This is a genomic window from Stenotrophomonas sp. 704A1, assembly GCF_030549525.1.
Taxonomy (GTDB): Bacteria; Pseudomonadota; Gammaproteobacteria; order Xanthomonadales; family Xanthomonadaceae; genus Stenotrophomonas; species Stenotrophomonas tuberculopleuritidis.
This window is the reverse complement of record NZ_CP130831.1, coordinates 3,039,579-3,063,574: the sequence shown is the minus strand read 5'-3', so window position 1 is coordinate 3,063,574 and position 23,996 is coordinate 3,039,579. Positions and strand designations below refer to the sequence as shown.

At 67.7% G+C, this 23,996-nt stretch carries 18 protein-coding genes; 12 read left to right on the top strand and 6 right to left on the bottom strand.

Translation table 11 applies throughout. The features are described from left to right. Positions 1 to 17: 17 nt before the first annotated feature. From Q5Z10_RS14295 to Q5Z10_RS14260, 8 genes are all read left to right on the top strand, one after another. On the top strand, positions 18 to 1,055 hold the full coding sequence (locus Q5Z10_RS14295; protein ID WP_303636078.1) for a LacI family DNA-binding transcriptional regulator: 1,038 nt from the start codon (positions 18 to 20) through the stop codon (positions 1,053 to 1,055). 77 nt (positions 1,056 to 1,132) lie between these two features. After that, complete coding sequence (locus tag Q5Z10_RS14290; RefSeq protein WP_303636077.1) at positions 1,133 to 4,189, top strand: TonB-dependent receptor; 3,057 nt, start codon at positions 1,133 to 1,135, stop codon at positions 4,187 to 4,189. Between the two features lie 235 nt (positions 4,190 to 4,424). Beyond that, positions 4,425 to 6,029, top strand: coding sequence for a glucoamylase family protein (locus tag Q5Z10_RS14285; RefSeq protein WP_303636076.1), 1,605 nt, complete (start codon positions 4,425 to 4,427; stop codon positions 6,027 to 6,029). A 64-nt stretch (positions 6,030 to 6,093) separates the two neighbouring features. Continuing rightward, a complete protein-coding gene (locus Q5Z10_RS14280) occupies positions 6,094 to 7,374 on the top strand; it encodes a sugar ABC transporter substrate-binding protein (RefSeq protein ID WP_442758959.1) in 1,281 nt (426 codons plus the stop codon). After that, positions 7,371 to 8,252: a carbohydrate ABC transporter permease gene (locus Q5Z10_RS14275; protein WP_303636074.1), complete on the top strand. Its 882-nt coding sequence runs from the start codon at positions 7,371 to 7,373 to the stop codon at positions 8,250 to 8,252. Before Q5Z10_RS14280 ends, Q5Z10_RS14275 begins: the two co-directional genes overlap by 4 nt. Beyond that, positions 8,249 to 9,085 carry a carbohydrate ABC transporter permease gene (locus Q5Z10_RS14270; protein ID WP_303636073.1) on the top strand — a complete coding sequence of 279 codons (837 nt, stop codon included), beginning with the start codon at positions 8,249 to 8,251 and terminating at the stop codon, positions 9,083 to 9,085. The genes Q5Z10_RS14275 and Q5Z10_RS14270 overlap by 4 nt, the downstream gene beginning before the upstream one ends. Then, positions 9,082 to 12,249 (top strand): discoidin domain-containing protein, encoded by a 3,168-nt coding sequence (locus tag Q5Z10_RS14265; RefSeq protein ID WP_303636072.1) that lies wholly within the window; start codon positions 9,082 to 9,084, stop codon positions 12,247 to 12,249. The genes Q5Z10_RS14270 and Q5Z10_RS14265 overlap by 4 nt, the downstream gene beginning before the upstream one ends. Positions 12,250 to 12,251: 2 nt before the next feature. After that, a complete protein-coding gene (locus Q5Z10_RS14260; protein WP_303636071.1) occupies positions 12,252 to 13,136 on the top strand; it encodes an endonuclease/exonuclease/phosphatase family protein in 885 nt (294 codons plus the stop codon). 108 nt (positions 13,137 to 13,244) lie between these two features. Here Q5Z10_RS14260 and rne read toward each other — a convergent pair whose 3' ends face one another. Beyond that, the gene (rne, locus tag Q5Z10_RS14255; RefSeq protein ID WP_303636070.1) at positions 13,245 to 16,562 is read right to left on the bottom strand and encodes a ribonuclease E; all 3,318 of its coding nucleotides are present in this window, start codon (positions 16,560 to 16,562) and stop codon (positions 13,245 to 13,247) included. Positions 16,563 to 16,970: 408 nt separating this feature from the next. On the opposite strand from rne, the gene Q5Z10_RS14250 reads away from it, so the two are divergent. Beyond that, entirely contained in the window at positions 16,971 to 17,945 is a 975-nt protein-coding gene (locus Q5Z10_RS14250; RefSeq protein WP_303636069.1) for an RluA family pseudouridine synthase, read from the top strand. Between the two features lie 125 nt (positions 17,946 to 18,070). Here the strand turns inward: Q5Z10_RS14250 and zupT are convergent, their stop codons facing one another. The 3 genes from zupT to Q5Z10_RS14235 form a co-directional block, all read right to left on the bottom strand. Further along, entirely contained in the window at positions 18,071 to 18,880 is an 810-nt protein-coding gene (gene zupT / locus Q5Z10_RS14245; protein ID WP_303636068.1) for a zinc transporter ZupT, read from the bottom strand. A gap of 96 nt (positions 18,881 to 18,976) precedes the next feature. Continuing rightward, complete coding sequence (locus tag Q5Z10_RS14240; protein WP_303636067.1) at positions 18,977 to 19,393, bottom strand: energy transducer TonB; 417 nt, start codon at positions 19,391 to 19,393, stop codon at positions 18,977 to 18,979. After that, positions 19,390 to 19,740 carry a 4a-hydroxytetrahydrobiopterin dehydratase gene (locus tag Q5Z10_RS14235; RefSeq protein WP_303636066.1) on the bottom strand — a complete coding sequence of 117 codons (351 nt, stop codon included), beginning with the start codon at positions 19,738 to 19,740 and terminating at the stop codon, positions 19,390 to 19,392. The genes Q5Z10_RS14240 and Q5Z10_RS14235 overlap by 4 nt, the downstream gene beginning before the upstream one ends. A gap of 90 nt (positions 19,741 to 19,830) precedes the next feature. On the opposite strand from Q5Z10_RS14235, the gene Q5Z10_RS14230 reads away from it, so the two are divergent. Together Q5Z10_RS14230 and Q5Z10_RS14225 are read left to right on the top strand one after the other, a co-directional pair. Next, on the top strand, positions 19,831 to 20,430 hold the full coding sequence (locus Q5Z10_RS14230; protein WP_303636065.1) for an NfuA family Fe-S biogenesis protein: 600 nt from the start codon (positions 19,831 to 19,833) through the stop codon (positions 20,428 to 20,430). Positions 20,431 to 20,440: 10 nt separating this feature from the next. Further along, the gene (locus tag Q5Z10_RS14225) at positions 20,441 to 22,204 is read left to right on the top strand and encodes a hypothetical protein (protein WP_303636064.1); all 1,764 of its coding nucleotides are present in this window, start codon (positions 20,441 to 20,443) and stop codon (positions 22,202 to 22,204) included. Between the two features lie 69 nt (positions 22,205 to 22,273). On the opposite strand, the gene Q5Z10_RS14220 is transcribed toward Q5Z10_RS14225, so the two are convergent. After that, complete coding sequence (locus Q5Z10_RS14220) at positions 22,274 to 22,687, bottom strand: barstar family protein (protein ID WP_303636063.1); 414 nt, start codon at positions 22,685 to 22,687, stop codon at positions 22,274 to 22,276. Next, a complete protein-coding gene (locus tag Q5Z10_RS14215) occupies positions 22,684 to 23,145 on the bottom strand; it encodes a guanyl-specific ribonuclease (protein ID WP_303636062.1) in 462 nt (153 codons plus the stop codon). The genes Q5Z10_RS14220 and Q5Z10_RS14215 overlap by 4 nt, the downstream gene beginning before the upstream one ends. A 223-nt stretch (positions 23,146 to 23,368) precedes the next feature. Here Q5Z10_RS14215 and Q5Z10_RS14210 point away from each other — a divergent pair, with 223 nt between their 5' ends. Continuing rightward, positions 23,369 to 23,980: a superoxide dismutase gene (locus tag Q5Z10_RS14210; protein WP_303636061.1), complete on the top strand. Its 612-nt coding sequence runs from the start codon at positions 23,369 to 23,371 to the stop codon at positions 23,978 to 23,980. Positions 23,981 to 23,996 lie beyond the last annotated feature (16 nt).

Sequence of the window (23,996 nt, the reverse complement as noted above, 5' to 3'; positions counted from 1 at the left end):
GCTGGTAGATCCAAGCCGTGGAGGGCGGCTTCGTGAACAAGGCAGCCATCACAATCAAAGACGTCGCCCGTGAAGCCAGGGTCTCCGTGGCCACCGTTTCGCGCGCGCTCAACGGGCATGAAAATGTCGCCGAACCGGTCCGCCAGCTTGTGCTGGAAGTGGCCGCACGGCTGCGTTACACCCCGCACGCCGCCGCCCGCAGCCTGAGCAGCCGCCGCACCAATACGGTCGGCGTGGTGCTTCCGGACCTGTACGGCGAATTCTTCTCCGAGTTGATGCGTGGCATCGACAACGTCGCCCGCAGCCGTCGCCAGCACCTGCTGGTGTCCAGCTACCACGGCGACCAGGAACAGCAGGGCGCGGCCCTGCGTGCCATGCGCGGCCGGGTCGACGGCCTGCTGGTGCTTTCGCCTTATGCCGAGAGCCCCGGCTTCCTGACCGACAACCTGCCGCAGGCCCTGCCGACGGTCCTGATCAACACCTACCTGCCTGGCCAGGACCATCCGGTGTTGAGCATCGATGACCACGCCGGGGCGATGGCGATGACCCGCCATCTGCTGGATGCCGGCCACCGCCGCATCGCTTTCATTTCTGGCCCGGACCTCAACTTCGACGCGCGCGAGCGCCTGCGCGGCTTCCGTGATGCGCTGGCGGCTTTTGGCGGCAGCGCCGAGGGCATCGAGCTGCCCGGTGATTTCGACGAAGCTTCCGGCCATCGCGCCGGTCAGGAGTTGCTGGCAGCTGGCACGCTGCCCGATGCCGTGTTCGCCGCCAACGACATGATGGCCCTTGGGTGTCTGTATGCCTTCGCGCAGGCAGGTGTCCACGTTCCGTCCGATGTCGCCCTGGCCGGTTTCGATGACATTCCGCTGGCGCGTTTCGTCCACCCGTCGCTGACCACCATGCAGGTCAGCATCGCCGAGCTCGGCGATCGGGCGATGTCGCGCTTGTTGCAGTTGATGGACGGCACCTCCACGGAAGGGGCAGGGGACAAGCAGACCCTGGTCCCGCGCCTGATTGTTCGCGATTCCACCACTCCGCCATCGGGCCATTGAAGCCAGAGGCGTTCCTTCTTTTTCTGACTGATCGCAGGGACCGTGCAAGCGGTCACCACCACCCGGAGATTGAGTTGATGATGCATTCCACTATCCGCATGCCGGCTCGCCGGCTGCTGAGCACCGCACTGGTCAGCTGCCTGATGCTGGCCGCCGCTCCGAACGTCATGGCGCAGTCGGCCAACGCCAGCCTTCGCGGCCAGGTGGCTGGCGCTCAGGCCGGCTCGGAAGTCACCGCCACCAACGTGGCCACCGGCACCGTGCGCCGTGGCAGCGTGCGTGCCGACGGCAGCTACTCGCTGATGGGCCTGGATCCGGGCACCTACAACGTGGTCGCCAACGGTCAGACCCAGAAGGTCACCGTCACCGTGGCCTCCACCGCGACGCTGAACTTCAGCGAGGCCGCTGCCGGCGGCGGCGGCTCCACGGCGGCCACCAATCTGGATACGGTCAACGTCGTTGCGCCGACCCTGCTGCAGGAAGTGCGTACCTCGGAAGTCGGCAAGACCGTCAGCCTGCAGCAGATCCAGACCACCCCGCAGGTGTCGCGCAACTTCCTGGAGTTCGCAGATGCGGTGCCGGGCCTGATCTTCACCCGTGACGCCAAGGGCAACACCTCGCTGCGCGGCGGTGCCACCAATGCCGACGGCACCAACGTCTACATCGACGGCGTGGGCCAGAAGAGCTACGTCAAGGGCGGCGGCGTGGCCGGCCAGTCCGGCAGCGCCGGCAACCCGTTCCCGCAGCTGGCCATCGGCGAATACAAGGTCATCAGCGGCAACTACAAGGCCGAGTACGGCCAGGTCTCCAGTGCCGCGGTGACCGCTGCGACCAAGTCCGGTACCAATGAATTCAAGGGTGAGGCGTTCTACCGCTACACCGACGAGGACATGCGCGCCAAGACCCCGGCCGAGCGCCAGGGCGGCAAGGAGAAGATGGTCTCGGCCGAGAAGGAATACGGCTTCGCCCTGGGCGGCCCGATCATCCAGGACAAGGCCCACTTCTTCGTGACCTACGAAGCCAAGCGCTTCGACCTGCCGGTCACCATCGCACCGGACGGCGCGGTTACCGGCGCTGCCGGCCTGCTGCCGCCGGCCGGCGCCGCCGGCCTCGGCCCGGCCAGCCAGCCGTTCCAGCAGGACCTGATCTTCGGCAAGATCGACTTCGAGCCGACCGACAACGATCGCATCGAGCTGACCTTCCAGGACCGCGACGAGACCCAGTCGCAGTTCAGTGGCCAGACCTCGCCGGAAGCCGGCCGTGAAGTGGTCAACACCGACCGCCGTTACGCCCTGCGCTGGAACCACAGCGGCGAGCGTTACTACAACGAGTTGATGGTCACCCACGAAGATTCGTTCAACAACCCGACCCCGCTGACCCTGGCCAACGGCATCACCTACACCGCACCGGACGGCACCGAAGACCGCACCATCGTGAAGATCGGTGGCGCCTCGGCACTGGACTCGCAGGTGAAGGGCCAGAAGGGCTGGTCGATCGAAGACAACCTGACCCTGGACGGCATCCAGTGGGCCGGCGACCACACCATCAAGATGGGTGTGAAGTACAAGCAGATCGACCTGTACGCCTCCGACGCGGCGCAGATCAACCCGACCTTCACCTACACCCTGGGCGACCCGGATTTCGGCTCCGACATTCCGTACAAGGCGCAGTTCGTCAAGCCGGTGACCGGCGTGTCGGGCGTGTCCGGTGAAGTGCGTTCGAAGTCCAAGCAGTACGGTGTGTTCATCCAGGACGACTGGCAGGTCAACGATCACCTGCAGATCAACCTCGGCCTGCGCTGGGACTACGAAAAGACCCCGTCGTACCTGGACTTCGTGACCCCGCAGCAGGTGGTGGACGCGATCTACTCGCAGGATCCGCGCGCTGCCGCCGGCCAGACCTACGCCGATTCGCTGGCACTGGGCGGCCTGGACATCAGCGACTACATCAGCAACGGCCACAACCGCAAGGCGTTCAAGGATGCCTGGCAGCCGCGCCTGGGCTTCTCGTATGACATCAATGCCGACGAGCAGCATGTGATCCACGGCGGTGCCGGTCGTTCCTACGACCGCGACCTGTTCGACAACCTGCAGCTGGAAACCACCAAGCTGGCGCTGCCGCAGCCGACCATCTACTTCCGCAACCCTGCCACCGGCACCTGCATCAACGGCCAGGCCGCCTGCTATGACTGGAACCCGAACCTGCTCAACGGCATCGGCAACCTGCAGGCGCTGGTCGGTGCGACCAGCAATGCCGGCCTGGAAGTCGACCTGCTGAACAACAAGCTGAAGGCGCCGTACTCGGATCAGTTCAGCCTGGGCATGAGCAACCAGATCGGTGACTGGCTGACCGACGCCACCATCGCCCGTACCCTCAGCTACGACGGCTTCGCCTTCACCCTGGGCAACCGCTACCCGACCGGCCAGTTCTTCGATGACCCGCGCCTGTGCGGCGGCACCGATCCGGGCCTGAGCCAGGCCTGGAGCTGCAACGTGCCGGGCTTCGGCAGCCTGATCATCGGCCAGCAGGGCATCAAGACCCGCGCCACCCAGGTCCTGCTGTCGGCGCAGAAGCCGTTCACCAAGGAAAGCGGCTGGGGTACCTCGATTGCCTACACCTGGACCACCGCGCGCCACAACCGCGACATCAACGAGAAGTACGCCTTCGACCGCGGCCTGATCAGCGACTACCCGACCATCCGTTCCAACGGCGCACCGCGCCACCGCCTGGTGGTCACCGGTTCGTATGCGGGCTTCTGGGGCATCACCTTCGGTGGCAAGATCACCCTGGCCACCCCGACTGCGGTCAACGACTGGTACCCGGTGCCGCAGGCCAGTGGCTACACCCTGCCGACCCCGCAGGCCGCCGTGCCCAACGCCAATGGCAAGTTCCTGGTGGGTGGCAAGATCTTCGGCTACCGTTCGGTGGACCTGCAGGCGACGAAGACGTTCAAGATGGCGGGCGACACCGAGCTGTACGCTCGAATCGACATCATCAACGTGTTCAACTTCGACAACTTCTCCACCTACAACTACGTCAAGACCAACGGCAAGCTGCAGGCCAGCTACAACGAGACCGGCGACATCATCGGTACCCCGCGCCAGGTCAAGGCCGAAGTGGGCTTCCGCTTCTAAGCGGAGCCGTCACGGCGCCATCGGTTCCCCGATGGCGCCGGTTTCAGCGGCGATGGCCGGCTGCGGCCGGTCCATTGCCCAGGCCACTGCTCCCTGTACCGGGCGCAGCGGCGTGGGCAATACGCACCCTGACCGGCCACGTTCGCGTGGCTTTTTCAGCGTGCATTCTGTAAACGATTTCAGGTCATTGGACGTTATGCTCTTTCATCGATCAGCCCACCGGAGGAACCGCGCCATGCAGGCACGCCACCTGTTGACCGCCGCTGCGATGACCCTGGCCATCGCTGCCTGCAAACCGGCCCAGCAGGAACCCGCCAAGCCGCGCCCACCGGTGATCCTGATCGAGGCCGATGCCCCGCCACGGCCGATGAAGCCGGAGCTGCCGCCGCTGTTCGATGACATCGAGCGCCGCACCTTCCAGTTCTTCTGGGATACCACCAACGAGATCAACGGGCTGACCCCGGACCGCTATCCGTCGCGGCCGTTCGCCAGCATCGCTTCGGTGGGTTTCGCGCTGACCGCGTACCCGATCGGCATCGAGAACGGCTGGGTCAGCCGCAACCAGGCGATCGACCGGACCCTGACCACGCTGAAGTTCTTCCGCGACGTGCCGATGGGGCCGCAGCGCACCGGCAAGGCCGGCTACAAGGGTTTCTACTACCACTTCCTGGACATGCAGGAAGGCCGTCGCTACGACAGCTGGGTGGAACTGTCCTCGGTGGATACCGCGCTGCTGATGATGGGCGTGCTGTTCGCGCAGTCGTACTACGACGGCGACGATCCGCGCGAGAAGGAGATCCGGCAGATCGCCGACACCCTGTACAGAAAGGTCGACTGGCCGTGGCTGCAGCAGCGTGCGCCGCTGATCTCGATGGGCTGGTTCCCCGAGAGCGGCTTCATCGATCACGACTGGATGGGCTACAACGAGGCGATGATGGTCTACATCCTCGCCCTGGGCTCGCCCAGCCACCCGGTCAGCCCGGACGCGTGGACGGTGTGGACGCGGACCTACGACAACGACTGGGGCGTCTACCAGGGCCAGGAATACCTGTCCTTCGGGCCGCTGTTCGGTCATCAGTACAGCCACGTCTGGATCGACTTCCGCGACATCCAGGACGCGTACATGCGCGAGCGCGGCAGCACCTACTTCCTCAACAGCCGTTCGGCCGCGCTGGCGCAGCGCGAGTACGCCATCGCCAACCCGATGAACTGGAAGGAGTACGGCGAGAACGTGTGGGGCCTGACCGCCAGCGACGGGCCGCAGAACACCACCCAGGAATACCGCGGCGAGCAGCGCCAGTTCCGCCATTACTCCTCGCGCGGTGCCGGCCTGCGCGAGAACTTCGATGACGGCACCATCGCCCCGACCGCAGCGATCTCCTCGGTGGTGTTCGCCCCGGAGGAAGTGATCCCGGCCACGCTGGAGATGCACAAGCGCTATGGCGACTACATCTATTCCAGCTACGGCTTCCTGGATTCGTTCAATCCCAGCTTCAACTACGACATTCCGATCAAGACCGGCCGCGTGGTGCCGGATCGCGGCTGGGTCGCCAGCGATTACATCGCCATCGACCAGGGCCCGATCCTGACCATGATCGCCAACTACCGGAATGATTTCGTCTGGGAAGTGATGAAGAAGAACCCGTACATCCGCAAGGGCCTGGAACGCGCCGGCTTCAGCGGTGGCTGGCTGGCGCCGGAGGGCGAGTTTCAGCCGCTGCTGCTGCAGAAGGATGAGAAGGCCGCTGCCGCGCGCGCGGTCGGCATCGCCGAATCACGCGCCGCCGCTGCGCAGGAACAGAAAAACAATGCCAACCGCAACACCGGCCAGGGGAAGTAACAAGGTGCACGACTGGAAACACCGCCTGCGGCGCTGGGCACTGCCTGCACTGGCCGCGCTGGCCATGGCCGGCTGCACGCGCCAGGAGCAGGGCACCACCACCGTGCGCTTCTGGGCCATGGGCCGCGAAGCCGAGGTGGTGAGCGAACTGATCCACGAATTCGAGGCGGAGAACCCCGGCATCAAGGTCGATGTGCAGAACATCCCCTGGACCGCCGCGCATGAGAAGCTGCTGACCGCCTTCGCTGCCGATGGCCTGCCCGACGTATGCCAGCTGGGCAACACCTGGGTGCCCGAGTTCGCCGAGCTGGATGCGCTGACGCCGCTGCAGCCGTTCGTGCAGCGCTCGGCCGTGGTCGATCCGGAGGACTATTTCCAGGGCATCTGGGATACCAACGTGATCCACGACCAGCTGGTGGGCGTGCCCTGGTATGTCGATACCCGCCTGATCTACTACCGCAAGGACCTGCTGGCCAAGGCCGGCTACGACCATCCGCCGCGGACCTGGGCCGAGTGGGAAGAGCAGATGGCGGCGATCAAGCGCATGCAGGGACCCAACCGCTATGCCGTGCTGATGCCGATCAATGAATTCGAGCAGCAGCTGTCGCTGGCCCTGCAGCAGCCCGACCCGCTGCTGCGCGACGACGACACCCGCGGCAATTTCTCCAGCCCGGGTTTCCGCCGCACGCTGGGTTTCTACGCCAACATGTTCGAGAAGGGCTGGGCGCCGAAGATGTCCGAGACCCAGATCTCCAACGTCTGGGATGAATTCTTCCGCGGCTTCAACGTGTTCTACATCTCCGGCCCGTGGAACATCCGCGAGTTCAAGAAGCTGCAGCCCAGGGAGCTGGAAGGCCAGTGGGGCACGGCCGCACTGCCGGGCCCGGATGGCCCCGGGGCCGGCATCGCCGGCGGCACCAGCCTGGTGATCTTCCGCAGGTCGCAGCAGAAGGAAGCGTCGTGGAAGCTGATCGAGTTCCTGTCGCGGCCGCAGATCCAGGCCCGCTTCCATTCGATCATCGGTGACCTGCCGCCACGCCGCAGCACCTGGAACGCGCCGTCGCTGGCCAATGATCCGCTTGCCGCCGCGTTCCGCGATCAGCTGGAGCGGGTGAAGCCGACGCCGAAGGTGCTGGAGTGGGAGCGCATCGTGCAGGAAATGCGCATCGTCACCGAACAGGTCGTGCGCGGTGGCCTGCCGCAGGACAAGGCCGTGGCCGAGCTGGACCAGCGCGTGGACAAGGTGCTGGCCAAGCGCCGCTGGATGCATGAACAACAACGCCTGCAACGCAGCGCCCCGCCGTCGGGTACGACCAGTGCGGTGGCCGCCGGGAGCCCGCAATGAAACGTACCTCGCTTGCCGGCTGGATCTTCGCCGGCCCCTCGCTGATCGTGCTGGGCGTGTTCTTCGGCCTGCCGGTGGCCTCGGCGCTGGCGCTGAGCGTGACCGATTTCGACCTGTACGCCCTGGCCGACAGCAGCAACCTGCGTTTCGTCGGCCTGGGCAACTATGTCGATCTGCTGCAGACCCCGATGTTCTGGAAGTCGCTGTGGAACACCACCTATTTCGTGGTGATCGGCGTGCCGCTGTCGATCGGCGTTTCGCTGGGCGCGGCGATGCTGCTCAACGCACCGGCCGCGCGCTTCAAGGCCCTGTTCCGCACCGCGCTGTTCGCACCGGTGGTGACCACCCTGGTCGCCGTCGCGGTGATCTGGCGGTACCTATTCCATACCAGCTACGGCCTGGTGAACTACGGCCTGGGCCACCTGGGCATCAGCCCGATCGACTGGCTGGGCGACCCGAACTGGGCGATGCCCACCATCATGCTGTTCGCGGTGTGGAAGAACTTCGGCTACAACATGGTGATCTTCCTGGCCGGCCTGCAGGCGATTCCGCATGACCTGTACGAGGCCGCGCGCATCGATGGCGCCTCGCGCTGGAAGCAGTTCCTGCACATCACCCTGCCGATGCTGGGCCCGGTCCTGCTGGTGGTCGGGGTGATCACCGTGTCCGGTTACTTCCAGCTGTTCGCCGAACCGTACGTGATGACCCGCGGCGACCCCCTGCAGAGCACCGTCAGCGTGCTGTACTTCATGTTCGAGGAAGGCTTCAAGTGGTGGAACCTGGGACGCGCCTCGGCCGTGGCGTTCCTGCTGTTCCTGATCATCCTGGCGGTGACCACCGTGATGCTGCGTTTCGGCCGCAAGAGGCAGTTGGTATGAGTCGTGAAATCGGCCAGTCGCGCTGGCACCCGTGGATGATCAACGGTGCGCTGCTGGTGCTGGCCCTGGTCAGCCTGGCGCCGCTGCTGTGGATGCTGTCGGTCTCGTTCATGCCGCAGGGCGAAGCCACCCATTTCCCGCCGCCGCTGCTGCCCTCGAGCGTCACCACGCACAATTACCACGAGCTGTTCGCTCGCACCGGGATGGGCGGCAACTTCGCCAACAGCCTGCTGGTGTCGCTGGCGATCACGCTGGGTTCGCTGCTGCTCAACACCATGGCCGGCTATGCGTTCGCCAAGCTGAACTTCGTCGGCCGCGAGCGCCTGTTCCAGGTCCTGATGGCGGCGCTGGTGATCCCGGCGCAGGTGGCGATGCTGCCGCTGTTCCTGCTGATGAAGCAGCTCGGCCTGGTCAACAGCTTCGGTGGCGTGATCGTGCCGGCGCTGGCCAGCGTGTTCGGCATCTTCCTGGTCCGCCAGTACGCGCGCTCGATTCCCGATGAGCTACTGGAAGCGGCGCGCATCGACGGGGCAGGGGAGCTGCGGATCTTCTTCCAGATCGTGCTGCCGATGCTCAAGCCGGTGCTGGTGACCCTGGCGATCTTCACCTTCATGGGCGCATGGAACGATTTCATGTGGCCATTGATCGTGTTGACCGACCAGGAGCACTACACTCTGCCGGTGGCGCTGGCCACCCTCTCGCGCGAACACATCATGGACGTGGAAATGATGATGGCCGGCGCGGTGGTCACCGTGGTCCCGGTGCTGGCGCTGTTCCTGGTGCTGCAGCGGTACTACATCCAAGGGTTGTTGCTGGGGAGCGTGAAGGGATGAAGCGTGCGATCGCCGTTGGACTGGGCCTGGTTTGGTCTTCCCTGGCGATCGCCGCTCCACCGGCGCTGCCAGCGCCCAAGGTGCTGGATGACTTCGACGATGTCGGTGCCTGGAAGCTGGTGCTGTCCGACCAGGTCAGCGGATCGCTGCGCCCGGTCAGTGGCGCCGGCGGTGGCCGCGCGCTGTGCCTGGACTATGACTTCCACAAGGTCTCCGGCTACGTCGGCATCCGCCGCGCACTGAACATCGAGTATCCGGCCAACTACCGCTTCGGTTTCCAGCTGCGCGGCGATTCGCCGGCCAACGATCTCCAGTTCAAGCTGATCGACGCCAGTGGCGACAACGTCTGGTGGGTCAATCGTCCCGGCTATGCCTTCCCCAAGGCCTGGACGCCGGTCGAGTACCGCCGCCGCCAGATCGACAAGGCCTGGGGGCCGTCGCCGGACAAGGAGATGGCACGCAGCGCGGCGGTCGAGTTCACCCTCTACAGCAAGGTCGGTGGCCGTGGCACGGTGTGCTTCGACAAGCTGACCCTGCAGGGCCTGCCGCCGCAGGATGATTCGGCGCTGATGCCCTCGGTGATCACCGATACCGCCTCCGCGCTGCAGGACCGCATGATCGATGGCAAGAGCGATACGTTCTGGGTCAGCGGTGGTGTCAAGCAGCAGACCATCAGCCTGGATCTGCACAAGACCCGTGAGATCGGCGGCGCGGTGATCGACTGGCTGCCGAACCTGGAGGCCCGTCGCTATACCGTACGCACCTCGGAGGACGGCCGCGACTGGCGCACCGTGCGCGAAGTCTCCGCAGGGGCCGGCGGCCGCGACTGGCTGGCCCTGCCGGACACCGACGCGCGCTATGTGCGCTTCGATCTGCAGGATGGCCCGAACTGGCGCTACGGCGTGCGCGACATCGCGCTCAAGCCGCTGGCATTCGCTGCCACGCCGAACGCGTTCCTGTCTTCCGTGGCCGCCGACCTGCCGCGCGGTTCGCTGCCGCGTGCCTACGTGGGCGAACAGCCGTACTGGACCCTTCTGGGGCTGGACGGCGGGCAGGAGCAGGCCCTGATCAGCGAGGATGGTGCACTGGAGCCGGCCAAGGGCAGTTTCAGCGTCGAGCCGTTCATCCGGCTCGATGGCAAGCTGCTGGACTGGTCCAACGTGGCCGTCACCCAATCGCTGCAGGACCGCTATCTGCCGATCGCCAACGTCGACTGGGTGCATGAGAAGGCCGGCCTGTCGGTGACCGGCTTCGTGCAGGGCAGCGCCGACCGCGCGCAGCTGATCGGCCGCTACCGGCTGAGCAATCCGGACAAGGTCACGCACGAATACACCCTGGCGCTGGCGATCCGCCCGTGGCAGGTCAATCCGCCCACCCAGTTCCTCAACACGGTCGGTGGCTTCAGCCGCATCGACAGCCTGGACGTCGGCGAACAGCTGGTGCGCATCAACGGCGAGCCGCGGCTGTACCCGCTGCAGGTGCCCGATGCGCGCTTTGCCAGCACGTTCGATGGCAAGCTGGACGTGATGCACCTGGCCAGCGGCACGCTGCCGGCCACCACGGCGGTGAAGGACCCGACCGGCATGGCCTCCGGTGCGCTGCTGTACACGATCAAGCTGGAGCCGGGGCAGAGCCGCGAGGTGGCGATCGTGCTGCCGCAGACCGGCAGCTGGGCGCCGCAGGCGCTGGACGTGGCCAAGGCCCAGCAGCAGGTTGCCGCGATGTGGCGCGACACGCTGGGCGTGGTCACCCTGCAGGTGCCTGCCGCCGGCCAGCCGCTGGTGGAGACCCTGCGTACGGCGGTGGCCCACATGCTGATCTCGCGCGTCGGGCCGCGCCTGCAGCCCGGCACCCGCTCGTATGCGCGCAGCTGGATCCGCGACGGCGCGATGATCTCCGAAGGCCTGCTGCGCATGGGGCGCAGTGATGCGGTGCGCGACTACGTGCGCTGGTACGCGCCGTTCCAGTTCGAGAACGGCAAGGTGCCGTGCTGCGTCGATGCGCGTGGCAGCGACCCGGTCCCCGAGAACGACAGCCACGGCGAGCTGATCTACAACATCGCCGAGTACGGGCGCTACACCGGCGACACCGCCTTCCTCGAACAGATGTGGCCGCACGTGCTGGGGGCCTACACCTACATGGAGCAGCTGCGCGCCAGCGAGCGCACCGAGGAGAACCGGGCGCGCAATCCGGCGTTCTACGGAATGATGCCGGCGTCGATCAGCCATGAAGGCTATTCCGCCAAGCCGATGCACTCGTACTGGGACAACTTCTGGGCGCTGCGTGGCTACAAGGATGCCGCGCAGCTGGCCGCCCAGCTCGGCAAGCTCGAAGCGATGCAGATCAGTGAATCGCGCGACCAGTTCCGTGATGACCTGCAGGCATCGCTGCACGCGGCCATGCAGCAGCACCGCATCGACTACCTGCCGGGCTCGGCCGAGCTGGGCGATTTCGATGCGACCTCCACCACCATCGCGCTGGCCCCCGGCGGTGAACAGGGCCGGCTGCCTCAGCAGGCGCTGGAAGCCACCTTCCAGCGCTACTGGAACGAGTTCGTCGCCCGTCGCGATGGCAAGCGCGAATGGAAGGACTACACGCCCTACGAATGGCGCAATGTGGCCGCGTTCGTCCGCCTGGGCTGGCGCGAGCGGGCGTGGCAGGCCACCGAGTTCTTCTTCAGGGATCGCGCACCGCAGCCCTGGAACCAGTGGGCCGAAGTGGTCTCGCGCACGCCGCGCAAGCCGTTCTTCGTCGGCGACCTGCCGCATGCCTGGGTGGCTTCGGACTTCGTGCGCTCGGCGCTGGACATGTTCGCCTACAGCCGTGATGTCGACGATGCGCTGGTACTGGCCGCGGGTGTACCGGTGAGCTGGCTGCAGGGCGAGGGCATTGCGGTGCAGGGCCTGCGCACACCGCAGGGCCAGCTCAACTATCGCCTGCAGCGCAGCGACAAGCAGCTGGTGCTGGAACTGCAGCCGGGCCTGGTACCGCCCGCCGGTGGCGTGGTGCTGCCGTGGCCGTATGCCGGAGAACCCGGGCAGGCCAGCCTCAACGGTGAGGCTGTGGAGTGGATCAACAACGAACTGCACGTGCACCAGCTGCCGGCACGTGTCGAGATCGACGTGCCCAGCGCGGTGCGTCGCGCCGAACGCAAGGGACAGTAGGCATGCGCGACAGGGGGAGAGGGCGCAGCGCGCTGGCTGCGCTGGGGCTGGCCGTCGCGCTGGCCCTGGCGGGCAATGCAGCGGCGTCGCCGAAGGCCGCGGGCACCGCGGTGGCCAGCGTGGCCAGCGAGCCCGGCATGAGCATGGTGACGTTCAACTTGCACCATGACCGCGAGGACTGGCCGACCCGGCGTCGTACCATCCTGGCCGAACTGAGGCGCCTGCAGCCTGACGCGGTCGCGCTGCAGGAGGTGATCCAGAAGCGCAACGTGCGCAACCAGGCGCAATGGCTGGCCAGCCAGCTCGGGTATCGCTATGTGTTCGTGTCCACCGACGCGGTCGGTGCGCCCAAGCGCTACGGCAATGCGTTGCTGACCCGGCGACCGATCCTGGCCCAGGGCGAGCACCTGCTGCAGCCGCTGGACGACTACCGCACGGTCGCGCACCTGCGCATCGACGTCGACGGGCACCCGGTGAATGTCTATGCGACCCATCTGAACGAACGCAGCGACGCGCGCGGCCAGGGTATCCGCCGCCGCCAGGTCGAGGATCTGCTGCGCTTCATCACTGCGACCTCGGCGGGCGCGCCGGTGGTGATTGCAGGGGACTTCAACGCACTGGTCGACGCCGGGGATCTGAGCGAACTGCGCAGCCACTATGGCGACAGCTACGGCAGCGTGCACGTGAACACCGACCTGGCTGCGGTGAGCACGCTCAACCGCCACTACTACCAGGCACCATCGCGGATCGACCACATCTTCTTCCAGCAGGAGCAGATGGTCGCGCGCGAGGCCAGCATCCTGTTCGACCAGCCCGACGAGGGCGGACGCTGGGCGTCGGACCATTACGGCGTGTGGACCCGGCTGCAGTTTGCACCGAAGCCCTGAGTCATGAGGGTGCGGCGCACCTGCATCGTGCCCGGCGCCCGACAGCACATACAGAAACGGCGGGGATCATCGATCCCCGCCGTTTCGTTTCAGCCTGTGCAATGACGATCAGGCGGCCGGCGGCGTGCGCTTGCCGGCGTCTTCGTCGTCTTCGCTGGCCTGTGCCTCAGCGGCCAGGGCGGCTGCATCGGCGTGGCCATCGCTGGCCGGATCGACGGCGGTCACGGCCACGGGCTCGGCCACCGGCGCAGCGGCTTCCACCGGCGCGGCATCAACACTGGAAGCTTCGGCCGGCGCTTCGGCCGGCGCCGCCGTGGCGGCCACCTCCGGCGTCGGTTCCGCCTGCGGCGCGGCAGCGACCGGGGCTACCGGTGCCGGCGCAACCACCGCTGCGGCCTCGGCCTTCACCGCGGCCGGCACGGATACCGGCGTGGCCTCGCGGGGCGTGCCTTCGACGGGCGTGCCTTCGACGGGCGCGACCTCGACGGGCGCGACCTCGACGGACGCGGCCGCCTCGGCCACCACCGGCTTCGCTTCGATTGCCGGCGCGGCTTCGGCAGCCGCCACCGGTGCTTCGGCCGGGGTTGCCTCGACCACCGGGGCCGCAGTCGCCACCGGCTGCACCGGGGTGGCAGCGTCGATGGCATCGAGCATGCTGGTCTGCACCGGCGACGGTGTCGGCTCGGCCTTGACCGGGGCGTCGACCGGCGCGGGCTCGACCACGGCGCTGCTTACCGCAGCGACCGGTGCCAGCGCGGCGGCCACGGCGACCGGGGCACGTGCGGGCTTCCCGTTGTCAACCGCTGCCGGCTCGGCGTCGTCATCGAAATCGAACTCCGGCTGCGACCGGCCCGGCTGTGTGGCCGGCGCCTTGCCGACCACCGCGTCGTCGCTCGCCGCATCGGTGCTGTCGTTGTCTTCGCTGTCGTCACCGTCGTCCTGGTCATCGCCCAGGGCATCGGAACCGGCGGCCGTGTCAGCGCCACCGCGACGACGACGACGGCCACCGCGACGGCCACGACGGCGGCGGGTCGCGCCTTCGCCGGCCTGTTCGCCTGCGGCGTCGGTTGCGGCATCTTCGCCGGACACGGCAACCGCGTCGGCGTCAGTGCCTGCAGCAACCGTGGCATCGGCCACCGGTGCGGCATCAGCCACCACCACGTCGGCGACCGGTGCAGCCGGTGCCACCGGAGCGGCCGGTGCGGTGCCTTCCTGCGCGGTCACCGCGTTGGCGGCGACGGCAGTCGCGGCCACGGCGGCAGCCGCGGTTGCGGTGTCGGCCGTAGCCTCGGCTGCGGCACGCTGCGGCTTCTCGGCCGGCTTGTCACCGTCCTGCGGACGCGGCTGGCGGGGCTGCTTCAGCTTCGGCTGCTGCTGGCCCTGGCCCTGCTCGTTGCGCGGCTTGTTCTGCTGCTGCGCATCCTTCTGCTGATCGCGCTGCTTGCCCTGCTGCTGCGGCTGCTGGCCATTGGCGGGCGTGTTGCCGTTGCCGCCGTCCTTGCGGCCATCCTTGCGCTGCTCACCGCGCTCCTTGCGGCTGCCGCCGTCCCGCTGCTGCTGCGCATTGCCGTTGCCACCGTTGCCACGGCTGTCCTCGCGGCGCTCCTTGCGGTCCTTGTTGCGATCCTTGTTGCGGTCGCGACGGCCACCGTCCTGCTGCGGCTGGCGCGCGGCCGGCACCGGAGCGGGCGCCGGCGCCGGCTCGCCACCGAAGATGCGCTTCAGCCAGCCGACCACGCCGCCACTGGCGGCCGGGGCCGGTGCCGGGGCGGCCACCGGAGCCGCGACCGGTGCCACGGTCGGCTCGGCTTCCTCGCGCACCGGCGCGGGGGAGTTGTGCTTGACCTGGGTGACCATCGGCGGCGGGATGTTCAGCTGGCCCTTGGTCAGCGCATGCACCGGCAGCTTGCGCGGGGTGCCACGCTGGTAGCTCGGCTTGCTGCTGTCCTCGCCCAGCTCGTTCTCGCGCAGGCGGGTCACGGTGTAGTGCGGGGTGTGCAGCTGCTCGTCGGCGACGATCACGATCGGCGCTTCGTGGCGCTGTTCGATTTCACGCAGCGCGCTGCGCTTTTCGTTCAGCAGGTAGTTGGCGATCTCCACCGGCGCCTGTACCAGCACCTGCCCGGTGTTCTCCTTCATGGCGTGCTCTTCGGCAACGCGGATGATCGACAGCGACAGCGACTCGACGCTGCGCATGCGGCCATGGCCATCGCAGCGCGGGCAGACGATCTGGCTCGATTCGCCCAGGCTCGGGCGCAGGCGCTGGCGGCTCATCTCGAGCAGGCCGAAGCGCGAGATGCGGCCGACCTGCACGCGCGCGCGGTCGTACTTCAGTGCGTTGGCCAGGCGGTTTTCGACTTCGCGCTGGTGCTTGTTGGAGGCCATGTCGATGAAGTCGATGACCACCAGGCCACCCAGGTCGCGCAGGCGCAGCTGGCGGGCCACTTCCTCGGCCGCTTCCAGGTTGGTCTGGAACGCGGTGTCCTCAATGTCGCTGCCCTTGGTGGCACGCGAGGAGTTCACGTCGACCGCGGTCAGCGCCTCGGTCTGGTCGACCACGATCGAACCGCCCGACGGCAGGCGCACGTTGCGCTCGTAGGCGCCTTCGATCTGCGATTCGATCTGGAAGCGGTTGAACAGCGGGATGTCGTCCTTGTAGTGCTTGAGCTTGCGCAGGGTCTGCGGCATCACCTGCTGCATGAACTCCTTGGCGTGCTCGTACATCTCCTCGGTGTCCACCAGGATCTCGCCGATGTCGGCGCGCAGGTAGTCACGCAGGGCGCGCACGATCAGGCGCGACTCCTGGTAGATCAGGAACGGCGCCGGCTTGCTCAGTGCCGCTTCGGCGATGGCGCGCCAGACGTTGAGCAGGTAGTCCAGATCCCACTGCAGCTCTTCCGCATCGCGGCCGACGCCGGCGGTGCGGATGATCACGCCCATTTCGTCGGGAATGTTCAGCTTATCCAGGGCGTCCTTCAGGGCGGCCCGGTCTTCACCCTCGATGCGACGCGACACGCCGCCGGCGCTGGGCGAATTGGGCATCAGCACCATGTAGCGGCCGGCCAGGGAGATGAACGTGGTCAGGGCGGCGCCCTTGTTGCCACGCTCTTCCTTGTCCACCTGCACGACCACTTCCTGGCCTTCCTTCAGCAGCTCGCGGATGCCGGCCTTGTTGTGGTCGACGCCGGCCTGGAAGTAGTCCCGGGAAATTTCCTTCAGCGGCAGGAAGCCGTGGCGGCCCCCACCGTACTCGACGAAGGCAGCTTCCAACGAGGGCTCGATGCGGAAGATCCGGCCCTTGTAGATGTTGGATTTCTTCTGTTCCTTCGACGGCTGCTCGATATCGATGTCATACAACGACTGGCCATCGACGATGGCAACACGCAGTTCTTCGGCCTGCGTGGCGTTGATCAGCATTCGCTTCATTGTTGCGTTCCTCGCAAGCGGCTACCGCGCGGAACGCCATGGGGTTTCGCCTCTGGACACGGCTCGCCGCCCATTCGCGCAAGCGCGGGGAGGGCGGCTTGGGTTTCCAGCGCTACGACACCACGGCAGGCCGCGGGAGCGCTTCACTCTTATGGGTTTTGGGGTGTTACAAGGCCGCAGGCAGCTGTCAGCCAGGCTGGAGCGCCACGCGGGACATGTTCAGCACGGTTGCGTGTCAGGCATCCGGCGATGGCCGGGAGTGCCGGTGAGCCGCTAACATGGCCGCCCCGCGGGCGGTGGTCGCGCACTGTGCCGGATTCGTCGGAAGCTGGGCTTCTGGCCCTGAGTAACTTCCAACGAAATCAATCCCTTATCTCGCCCCCCGAGTGTAACAGAATAAACAGCCTGATGACTGCCCAAGACCCCACCAAGCCGGCCGGCGACAAGCCTTCCGTGCGCATGATCACCGTTCCTGCCGACCGTGCCGGCCAGCGCCTGGACAATTTCCTGCTGGGCCAGCTCAAGGGCGCTCCGCGCAGCCTGGTCTACAAGCTGGTCCGCAGCGGCCAGGTCCGGGTCAATGGCGGTCGTGCCAAGGCCGAGCGCAAGCTGGAAGCGGGGGACGAGGTGCGGGTGCCGCCGGTTCGTCTCAGTGAAGAAGGAGACAAGGCAGGCCCGCCGGAGGCGTTCATGCGCCGGCTGGAGCAGGCCATCGTCTTCGAGGACGCGCGCCTGCTGGCCCTGAACAAGCCGACCGGCGTGGCCAGCCACGGCGGCAGCGGCATCAGTTTCGGCGCCATCGAGACCCTGCGCGCGCTGCGCCCGGGGCAGACGCTGGAGCTGGTTCACCGGTTGGATCGCGACACGTCGGGCCTGCTGATCGTGGCCAAGAAGCGTTCTGCGCTGAGCGAACTGCAGGCGCTGCTGCGTGAAGACCATGGTGCCGGCATCCGCAAGCGCTACCTGACCCTGCTGGTCGGGCGGATGCCGGACGGCGTGATGACCGTCGATGCGCCGCTGCACGTCGGCCTGCGCCAGGGCGGCGAGCGCCATGTACAGGTCAACGCGATCGGCAAGGAATCGATCAGCCATTTCCGGGTGCTGGAGCGCCGCGGTGGCCATTCCTACTGTGAGGTGCGCATCGAGACCGGTCGTACCCACCAGATCCGCGTACATGCCCAGCACCTGGGTCATCCGGTGGCCGGTGACGACAAATACGGCGATCCTGCGGTCAACAAGCGGCTTCGCGAGCAGATCGGGCTGAAGCGCCTGTTCCTGCACGCCGCCTCGCTGGAGTTCGCGCTGGACGACGGCAAGAGCCCTTATGTGCTGAACGCACCGCTGGCCGATGAGCTGGTGGAGGTCCTGGATCGCCTGCGATGACGGCAGCGCCGGGCCATGCCCGGCGCTTCTGTGTAGCGTCGAGCCATGCTCGACTGGCTTTCCGCGCGACCCGACTGAAGCGCAGTCGAGCATGGCTCGACGCTACAGGGCCGGTCGCAACGCCCTCACCATTTGAACAGCACCAGGCTGATCGCCAGCGTGCCCATGCCCGCCACCAGCCCGTACACCGTCTCGTGGCCCTTGGCGTAGCGCTTGGCCGCTGGCAGCAGTTCATCCAGGGCCAGGAACACCATCACCCCGGCGATCAGCCCGAACACCCAGCCGAACGTGGCGTGTGACAGCGATCCGGACAGCAGCACGTAACCGATCGCCGCACCCACCGGTTCGGCCAAGCCCGACAGCAGGCTGGCGGTGAACGCGTACAGCTTGTTCCGGGTGGCGAAGTACACCGGCACCGCGATCGCGATGCCCTCGGGAATGTTGTGGATGGCGATCGCGAAGGCCAGTGGCATCCCCACCGACGGGCTCTCCAGCGTGGCGAAGAACGTCGCCAGGCCTTCCGGGAAATTGTGCGCGGTGATCGCGATCGAGGTCAGCAGGGCGACCCGTTTCAGGTACTCACGGCTGTTGTCGCGGAACGCCGGGTCCTGCTTGTCCAGGCTCTCATGCGGGTTGGGGATGAAATGGTCGATCAGCACGATCGCCACCACGCCCAGCAGGAAGGCCAGCGTGCCGTAGGTGAACCCGGTGCGCTCGCCATAGGCCAGCGCGAACGAGGCGATGGACTTGTTGAGGATTTCCGACAGCGACACATACACCATCGCGCCGCCGGCGAAGGCCAGGCCGAAGGCGAGCAGGCGCGGGTTGGGGCGGCGCGAGAACAGCACCAGCAGGCTGCCGATCGAGGTGGCCAGGCCCGCAGCGAGGGTGACCGCCAGGGCGATCCAGATGTTTTCGGGGGGAATCTGCAGCATGTACCGACGCGGTCCTGATCAGTGGGTAGCCGCCCCGGGCAGGGCCGGGGCGGCGAGGGCGAGGCGGGCGTCGGCTGGCCTTTTCACCGGCGGCGGTCAGCCGCCGCGGCGCAGGCTTTCTTCAATGGCGAAGCACTGGTCCGGCTTGGGCTGCGGCGGGTTGAAGCTCACCGGCACCTGGATCGTTGCCGGCACCGCTTCACCGTTGCGGGTGGCAGCCTTGAACTGCCAGCCCTGCACGGCGGTCCGGGCCAGTTCGTCCAGCTGCGGGTTGCCGGCGCCGGTCAGCAGGCTGACCTCGCTGGGCCGGCCGTCCGCGCCGATCACCACCTTGAAGGTGCTGGTGCCGCCCACGCCGGTGCAGGCCAGCTCCAGCGGGTACTGCGGCGGCGGGGTCTTCACTGCGGCCACCTCGGTCGGCGCCGGTGCGGGCGGTGCCGGTGGCGCGGACCCGCCACAGCCGGCCAGGCCGGTCGCAGCAAGCAGGGACAGGCTCAGCAGTCGCACGTTCATGGCAGTTGCTCCGTCAGGGCCGAGGTCTTGGCCGCGCAGATGAAGTCGTTCTCGCTCAGGCCGCCCACATCGTGGGTGGAGTAGCGCACGACCGCACGGTCGTAATGCACGCCCAGGTCCGGATGGTGGTCCTGCTGGTGGGCGATCCAGGCCAGCGCGTTCACGAAGGCCATGGTGGCGTAGTAATCCTTGAAGCGGAACGTGCGCACCAGCGCCTGGCCCGCCTCGGCCAGCTCCCAGCCGGGCACCTGCGGCAGCAGTTCGGCCAGGCGGGCCTCGCCAAGCTTGTGGTCGCTGCCCTTGCGTGGCACGCAACGGGCCTGCGCCAGTGGAATCAGGTCGGCCATGGGGTCCTCCACCTCGTGTTGACTGAACAATGCGCCGGCCGGTGTATAAAACGAATGAGCGGCTGACGCTTACTTGGCTAGAATAGCCTGATGATCCAGATCTCCGACACTGCCCAGACCCATTTCCGCAAGCTGATCGAACGTGAGGGCGTGCCCGGCATGGGCGTGCGCCTGAGCGCGGTCGATCCGGGAACCCCGCGCGCCGATGCCCGGCTGGAGTTCGCCGAACCGGCCGACCTGCTCGGTGACGAGTGGGCGGTGGACTGCGACGGCTTCACCCTGTACGTGGATGCGACCAGTGTCGGCTGGCTCGACGGTGCAGAGATCGACATCGTCGCCGGCACCGCCGGGACCCAGCAGCTGACCATCAAGGCGCCGCGCATCAAGGGCGAAGCCCCCGGCGATGCCGCCTCGCTGGTCGAGCGCGTGCACTGGGTGGTCGAGAACGAAATCAATCCGCAGCTCGCTTCGCACGGTGGCAAGGTGGCCGTGCAGGAAGTCTCCGCCGACGGCGTGGTGCTGCTGCGCTTCGGGGGCGGTTGCCAGGGCTGCGGCATGGCCGACGTCACCCTCAAGCAGGGCATCGAGAAGACCCTGATGGGCCGTGTGCCGGGGGTAACCGCAGTGCGTGACGCGACCGATCACGACAGCGGCCACGCACCGTACATCCCACGCGGCAACGCGGCCTGATCGCCGACGCGTGCCTCTGCCCCGGGCCGAGCAACTCATCGACCTGCTGCTGGCGCGCCAGCAGCGACCGCCCATCCTCGAGAAGACCACCGGCCTTCCCTATGGCTGGGCCATCTGGCTGCGCACGCTGACACCGCTGCCGCGCCCCTTGCACGCGCGCGAACTGATCGACGTACTGCTGCCGCGTCCGTTGCCCGGCCCGCCCGGGCGACGGCCCGCGCTGGGACCGTGGGCGTCGCTGCGCCGCCTGTTCTGGCAGGACTGGGACCCGGCACCGCGTGACCAGCGCTGGATGCGCTGGACCTCGGCGCTGGTCAGCGCGCTGCTGCACCTGCTGTTCTTCCTGCTGCTGCTGTGGGTGGCGGTGATCCGTACCAGCGCACCGGATGCGCAGGGCGCTGACGGCCAGCGCGTACAGATCGCGTTCGTCGGCCGGGGTGCGCAGGAAGGCGGCGGCGACCAGGCCGGCGCCGCGCCGGCGGCCGCTGCGGCTGCCGGCACCGCCGCGCCCGGCCAGGACGCCGGCGCAGCAACCGCACCGCGTCCGCAGCCGGCCACCGCTGCGCCACCGTCTGCGGCCGCTGCTGCCGCGCCCGGCGCCCGCGTGCCGGTACCGGCTGAAGCCGAGCCTGCGCCGGCCGCTGCGCCGCCGCCCTCCCCAGTGCAGGCGACCGAGGTGGCGCAGGCCACCACGGATTTCGTGGTGCCGCCGATGGCGCCACCGCGGACCGAGGTCAGCATCGTTCCGCGCGACGCGACGCCGGCCGTGCGCGAGCGCAGCGTGCAGCCATTGTCGGCTGCACCGGCGCCGGCGCCGCTGCGTGCGCCGCAACCGGCAGCGCAGGTTCCGCGCGTGCGCGAGGTGCAGGTGCAGGAGCGCGAGATCGCCATGGTGGATGCGCCCGCAGTGCCGCAGGCGATGCCCAGCACCGATGTCGAGGTGCGCGTGCCGCAGCGCGACCTGCAGGTGCGCGAACGTGAGGTCCAGGCGGTGACCGATCCCCAGGTGCGCATGGCGGCCATCGCGGGTCGCGAGCCCGATGTGCGCGCGCCGCGTGGACGCGAGGTGCAGGTGCGCGAGCGCGAAGTCGCACCGGCCGCGGCCGCAGCCGATGGGGCCGCCAGCGCCAGTACACAGACGGCTGCGCCGGTCCGCGCAGGCGCTGCGGCATCGACCCCTCCCAGCCCGGCCGCCGCGGGCGCAGCGGCGGCGGCCCCGGTGCCGGCGCAGGCGGGCGCACGGCCTGCGCCGACGCCCGGCAACTGGGCGACACCGGCGCGTGGCGATGACTGGGGCGCCTCCAGCCGCAACCGCGACGGTGCCGCTCAGGGCGCGCCGCAGGCCGCGCGCAGCGGCAAGGGCGACGGTCTGTTCAATGCCGACGGCAGCGTGCGCGTACCCGGCACCGAGGGCGCGGGCAGTGCCGGGCGCGGCGCGCCCGGGGGGGGCAATGATGGCTGGAGCAAGGAGCGTATCGCGCAGTCGGGCACGTGGTTGAAGCGGCCGCCCTACGATTACACCCCGACCTCGTTCGACAAGTACTGGGTGCCGCAGGAGTCGCTGTTGGCCGAGTGGGTGCGCAAGGGGGTCAAGGCCATGGAGATTCCGTTGCCGGGCACCAGCACCAGGATTTCGTGCGTGATCTCGATCCTGCAGGCCGGCGGTGGCTGCGGCCTGACCGATCCGAACATGCAGGACCAGCCGGCCGTGGCGCGCCCGCCGCCGGACATCCCGTTCAAGAAAGAGCTGCAGGAAGACAACGGCAGCCGCTGACGCCGGACTGCCCGGCGGCCTTGTGCATGCCGCGCTGCGCGCTCGCCGGGCATGGCCCGGCGCTACCGCTCAGTTGCTCTGCGACAGGAATACCCAGAACGGTACGTCACGCCCGACCCAGTCACGGCTGGCTTCGTCGAGTACGTCCAGCAGGGTGTCGAAGTCCTTGCCGCCGGCCATGCGCAGCGCATCGACGTCGGCCAGGAACAGCGCGTAGCCGGGTGCCGGCAACCACTGCAGGTCGCGCAGGTTGTCCGACAGCGCATCCCAGTTGCCGCCGGTACCGGCCGGGAAATCCAGCTGTGCCGCCAGCCGCGCCAGCAGGGTGCGCTTGTCGCCCACGCCCTCCAGGTCGATCCGGATCACCTTCAGGTCGGCATCGCGCATCGCCGCCGACAACGCGCCGATATCGGAACTGTCGATGGCGTAGACGCCGGCGTTGTTGATGTCGTGCAGGCCGAGGCCGAAATCATCGTGGCTCATGGGCGCTCTCCGGAAGCCGGAACGGTGAAGCTGCGGAACGATTCGTAGTGATCGTCGGTGTAGTACCACGCATCCGGCGGATTGCCGCCGGTCACGATGCGGCGCGCGCCGCGATTGCGGGCGCCGGGGGTGTCGACGGTGTATTCGCGGTAGTAGCCGCGCGGGCGCTCGGGGAGCTGCTGCTCGCGATTGCCGAAGGTGCTGCCGTCCTGCCGGTGCGGGAACGGGCCGCCGCGCTGGATCAGTGCGATGGTCTGGCGTGCTTCGGCAGGCAGGAACGCGGGCAGGGCGCCGCGGGGGCCGGCGCTGCCGCCGCGTTCGGCCGTGGCAGCGGCGGTGGGCGCGCCCTGCAGCGCCGGCGCGAACTGCGGCGCGGGTGGGCGCTGCAGGTAATGGTTGGCGACCAGGCCGAGCAGCAGCAGGGCGATGGCGGTGATCAGCAGCCGGGGATTGCGCATGAGGGCGGGCAGGCAAGGGCAATGCGATCACTGTAGCGCCTGCGCGCTGCACCGTGCATGAGGGCGCGTGGCGCGTCACCGCTGCGTAACAATTGGCGGCAGGCTCACCGGCAGGACGCAATTTCCTTTACATCCCCCTTGGTAATCTTGCGGTCTGTCCCCATCATTCACCGCGCAACGCCCGACGACACCGTCGGGTGCCCTCGCTATCAGGAGATGCATCATGGCCTACACCCTGCCCAAGCTGCCCTACGCCTACGACGCACTGGAACCGCATATCGATGCGGCGACGATGGAAATCCATCACACCAAGCATCACCAGACCTACATCAACAACGTCAACGCGGCACTGGAAGGCACCGAATACGCCGACCTGCCGGTCGAAGAGCTGGTGAAGAAGCTCAAGTCGCTGCCGGAGAACCTGCAGGGTCCGGTGCGCAACAACGGTGGCGGCCATGCCAACCACTCGCTGTTCTGGACCGTGATGGCACCCAAGGCCGGCGGCAACCCGGTGGGCGACGTGGCCAAGGCGATCGACAAGGACCTGGGCGGTTTCGACAAGTTCAAGGATGCGTTCACCAAGGCGGCGCTGACCCGTTTCGGCAGTGGCTGGGCGTGGCTGAGCGTCACCCCGGACAAGAAGGTCGTGGTCGAGAGCACCGGCAACCAGGACAGCCCGCTGATGGAAGGCAACACTCCCATCCTGGGCCTGGACGTGTGGGAACACGCGTACTACCTGAAGTACCAGAACCGCCGTCCGGAATACATCGGCGCGTTCTTCAACGTCATCGATTGGAACGAAGTCGAGCGTCGTTACCAGGAAGCGATTGCCTGAGAACGGTAGCGCCGGG

Coding starts and splice junctions, on each gene's coding strand:
- Q5Z10_RS14290 (WP_303636077.1), top strand. CDS start 1,133: ATGATGCATTCCACTATCCGCATGCCGGCTCGCCGGCTGCTGAGCACC.
- Q5Z10_RS14285 (WP_303636076.1), top strand. CDS start 4,425: ATGCAGGCACGCCACCTGTTGACCGCCGCTGCGATGACCCTGGCCATC.
- Q5Z10_RS14280 (WP_442758959.1), top strand. CDS start 6,094: ATGGCCGGCTGCACGCGCCAGGAGCAGGGCACCACCACCGTGCGCTTC.
- Q5Z10_RS14275 (WP_303636074.1), top strand. CDS start 7,371: ATGAAACGTACCTCGCTTGCCGGCTGGATCTTCGCCGGCCCCTCGCTG.
- Q5Z10_RS14270 (WP_303636073.1), top strand. CDS start 8,249: ATGAGTCGTGAAATCGGCCAGTCGCGCTGGCACCCGTGGATGATCAAC.
- Q5Z10_RS14265 (WP_303636072.1), top strand. CDS start 9,082: ATGAAGCGTGCGATCGCCGTTGGACTGGGCCTGGTTTGGTCTTCCCTG.
- Q5Z10_RS14260 (WP_303636071.1), top strand. CDS start 12,252: ATGCGCGACAGGGGGAGAGGGCGCAGCGCGCTGGCTGCGCTGGGGCTG.
- rne (WP_303636070.1), bottom strand. CDS start 16,562: ATGAAGCGAATGCTGATCAACGCCACGCAGGCCGAAGAACTGCGTGTT.
- Q5Z10_RS14250 (WP_303636069.1), top strand. CDS start 16,971: ATGACTGCCCAAGACCCCACCAAGCCGGCCGGCGACAAGCCTTCCGTG.
- zupT (WP_303636068.1), bottom strand. CDS start 18,880: ATGCTGCAGATTCCCCCCGAAAACATCTGGATCGCCCTGGCGGTCACC.
- Q5Z10_RS14240 (WP_303636067.1), bottom strand. CDS start 19,393: ATGAACGTGCGACTGCTGAGCCTGTCCCTGCTTGCTGCGACCGGCCTG.
- Q5Z10_RS14235 (WP_303636066.1), bottom strand. CDS start 19,740: ATGGCCGACCTGATTCCACTGGCGCAGGCCCGTTGCGTGCCACGCAAG.
- Q5Z10_RS14230 (WP_303636065.1), top strand. CDS start 19,831: ATGATCCAGATCTCCGACACTGCCCAGACCCATTTCCGCAAGCTGATC.
- Q5Z10_RS14220 (WP_303636063.1), bottom strand. CDS start 22,687: ATGAGCCACGATGATTTCGGCCTCGGCCTGCACGACATCAACAACGCC.
- Q5Z10_RS14215 (WP_303636062.1), bottom strand. CDS start 23,145: ATGCGCAATCCCCGGCTGCTGATCACCGCCATCGCCCTGCTGCTGCTC.
- Q5Z10_RS14210 (WP_303636061.1), top strand. CDS start 23,369: ATGGCCTACACCCTGCCCAAGCTGCCCTACGCCTACGACGCACTGGAA.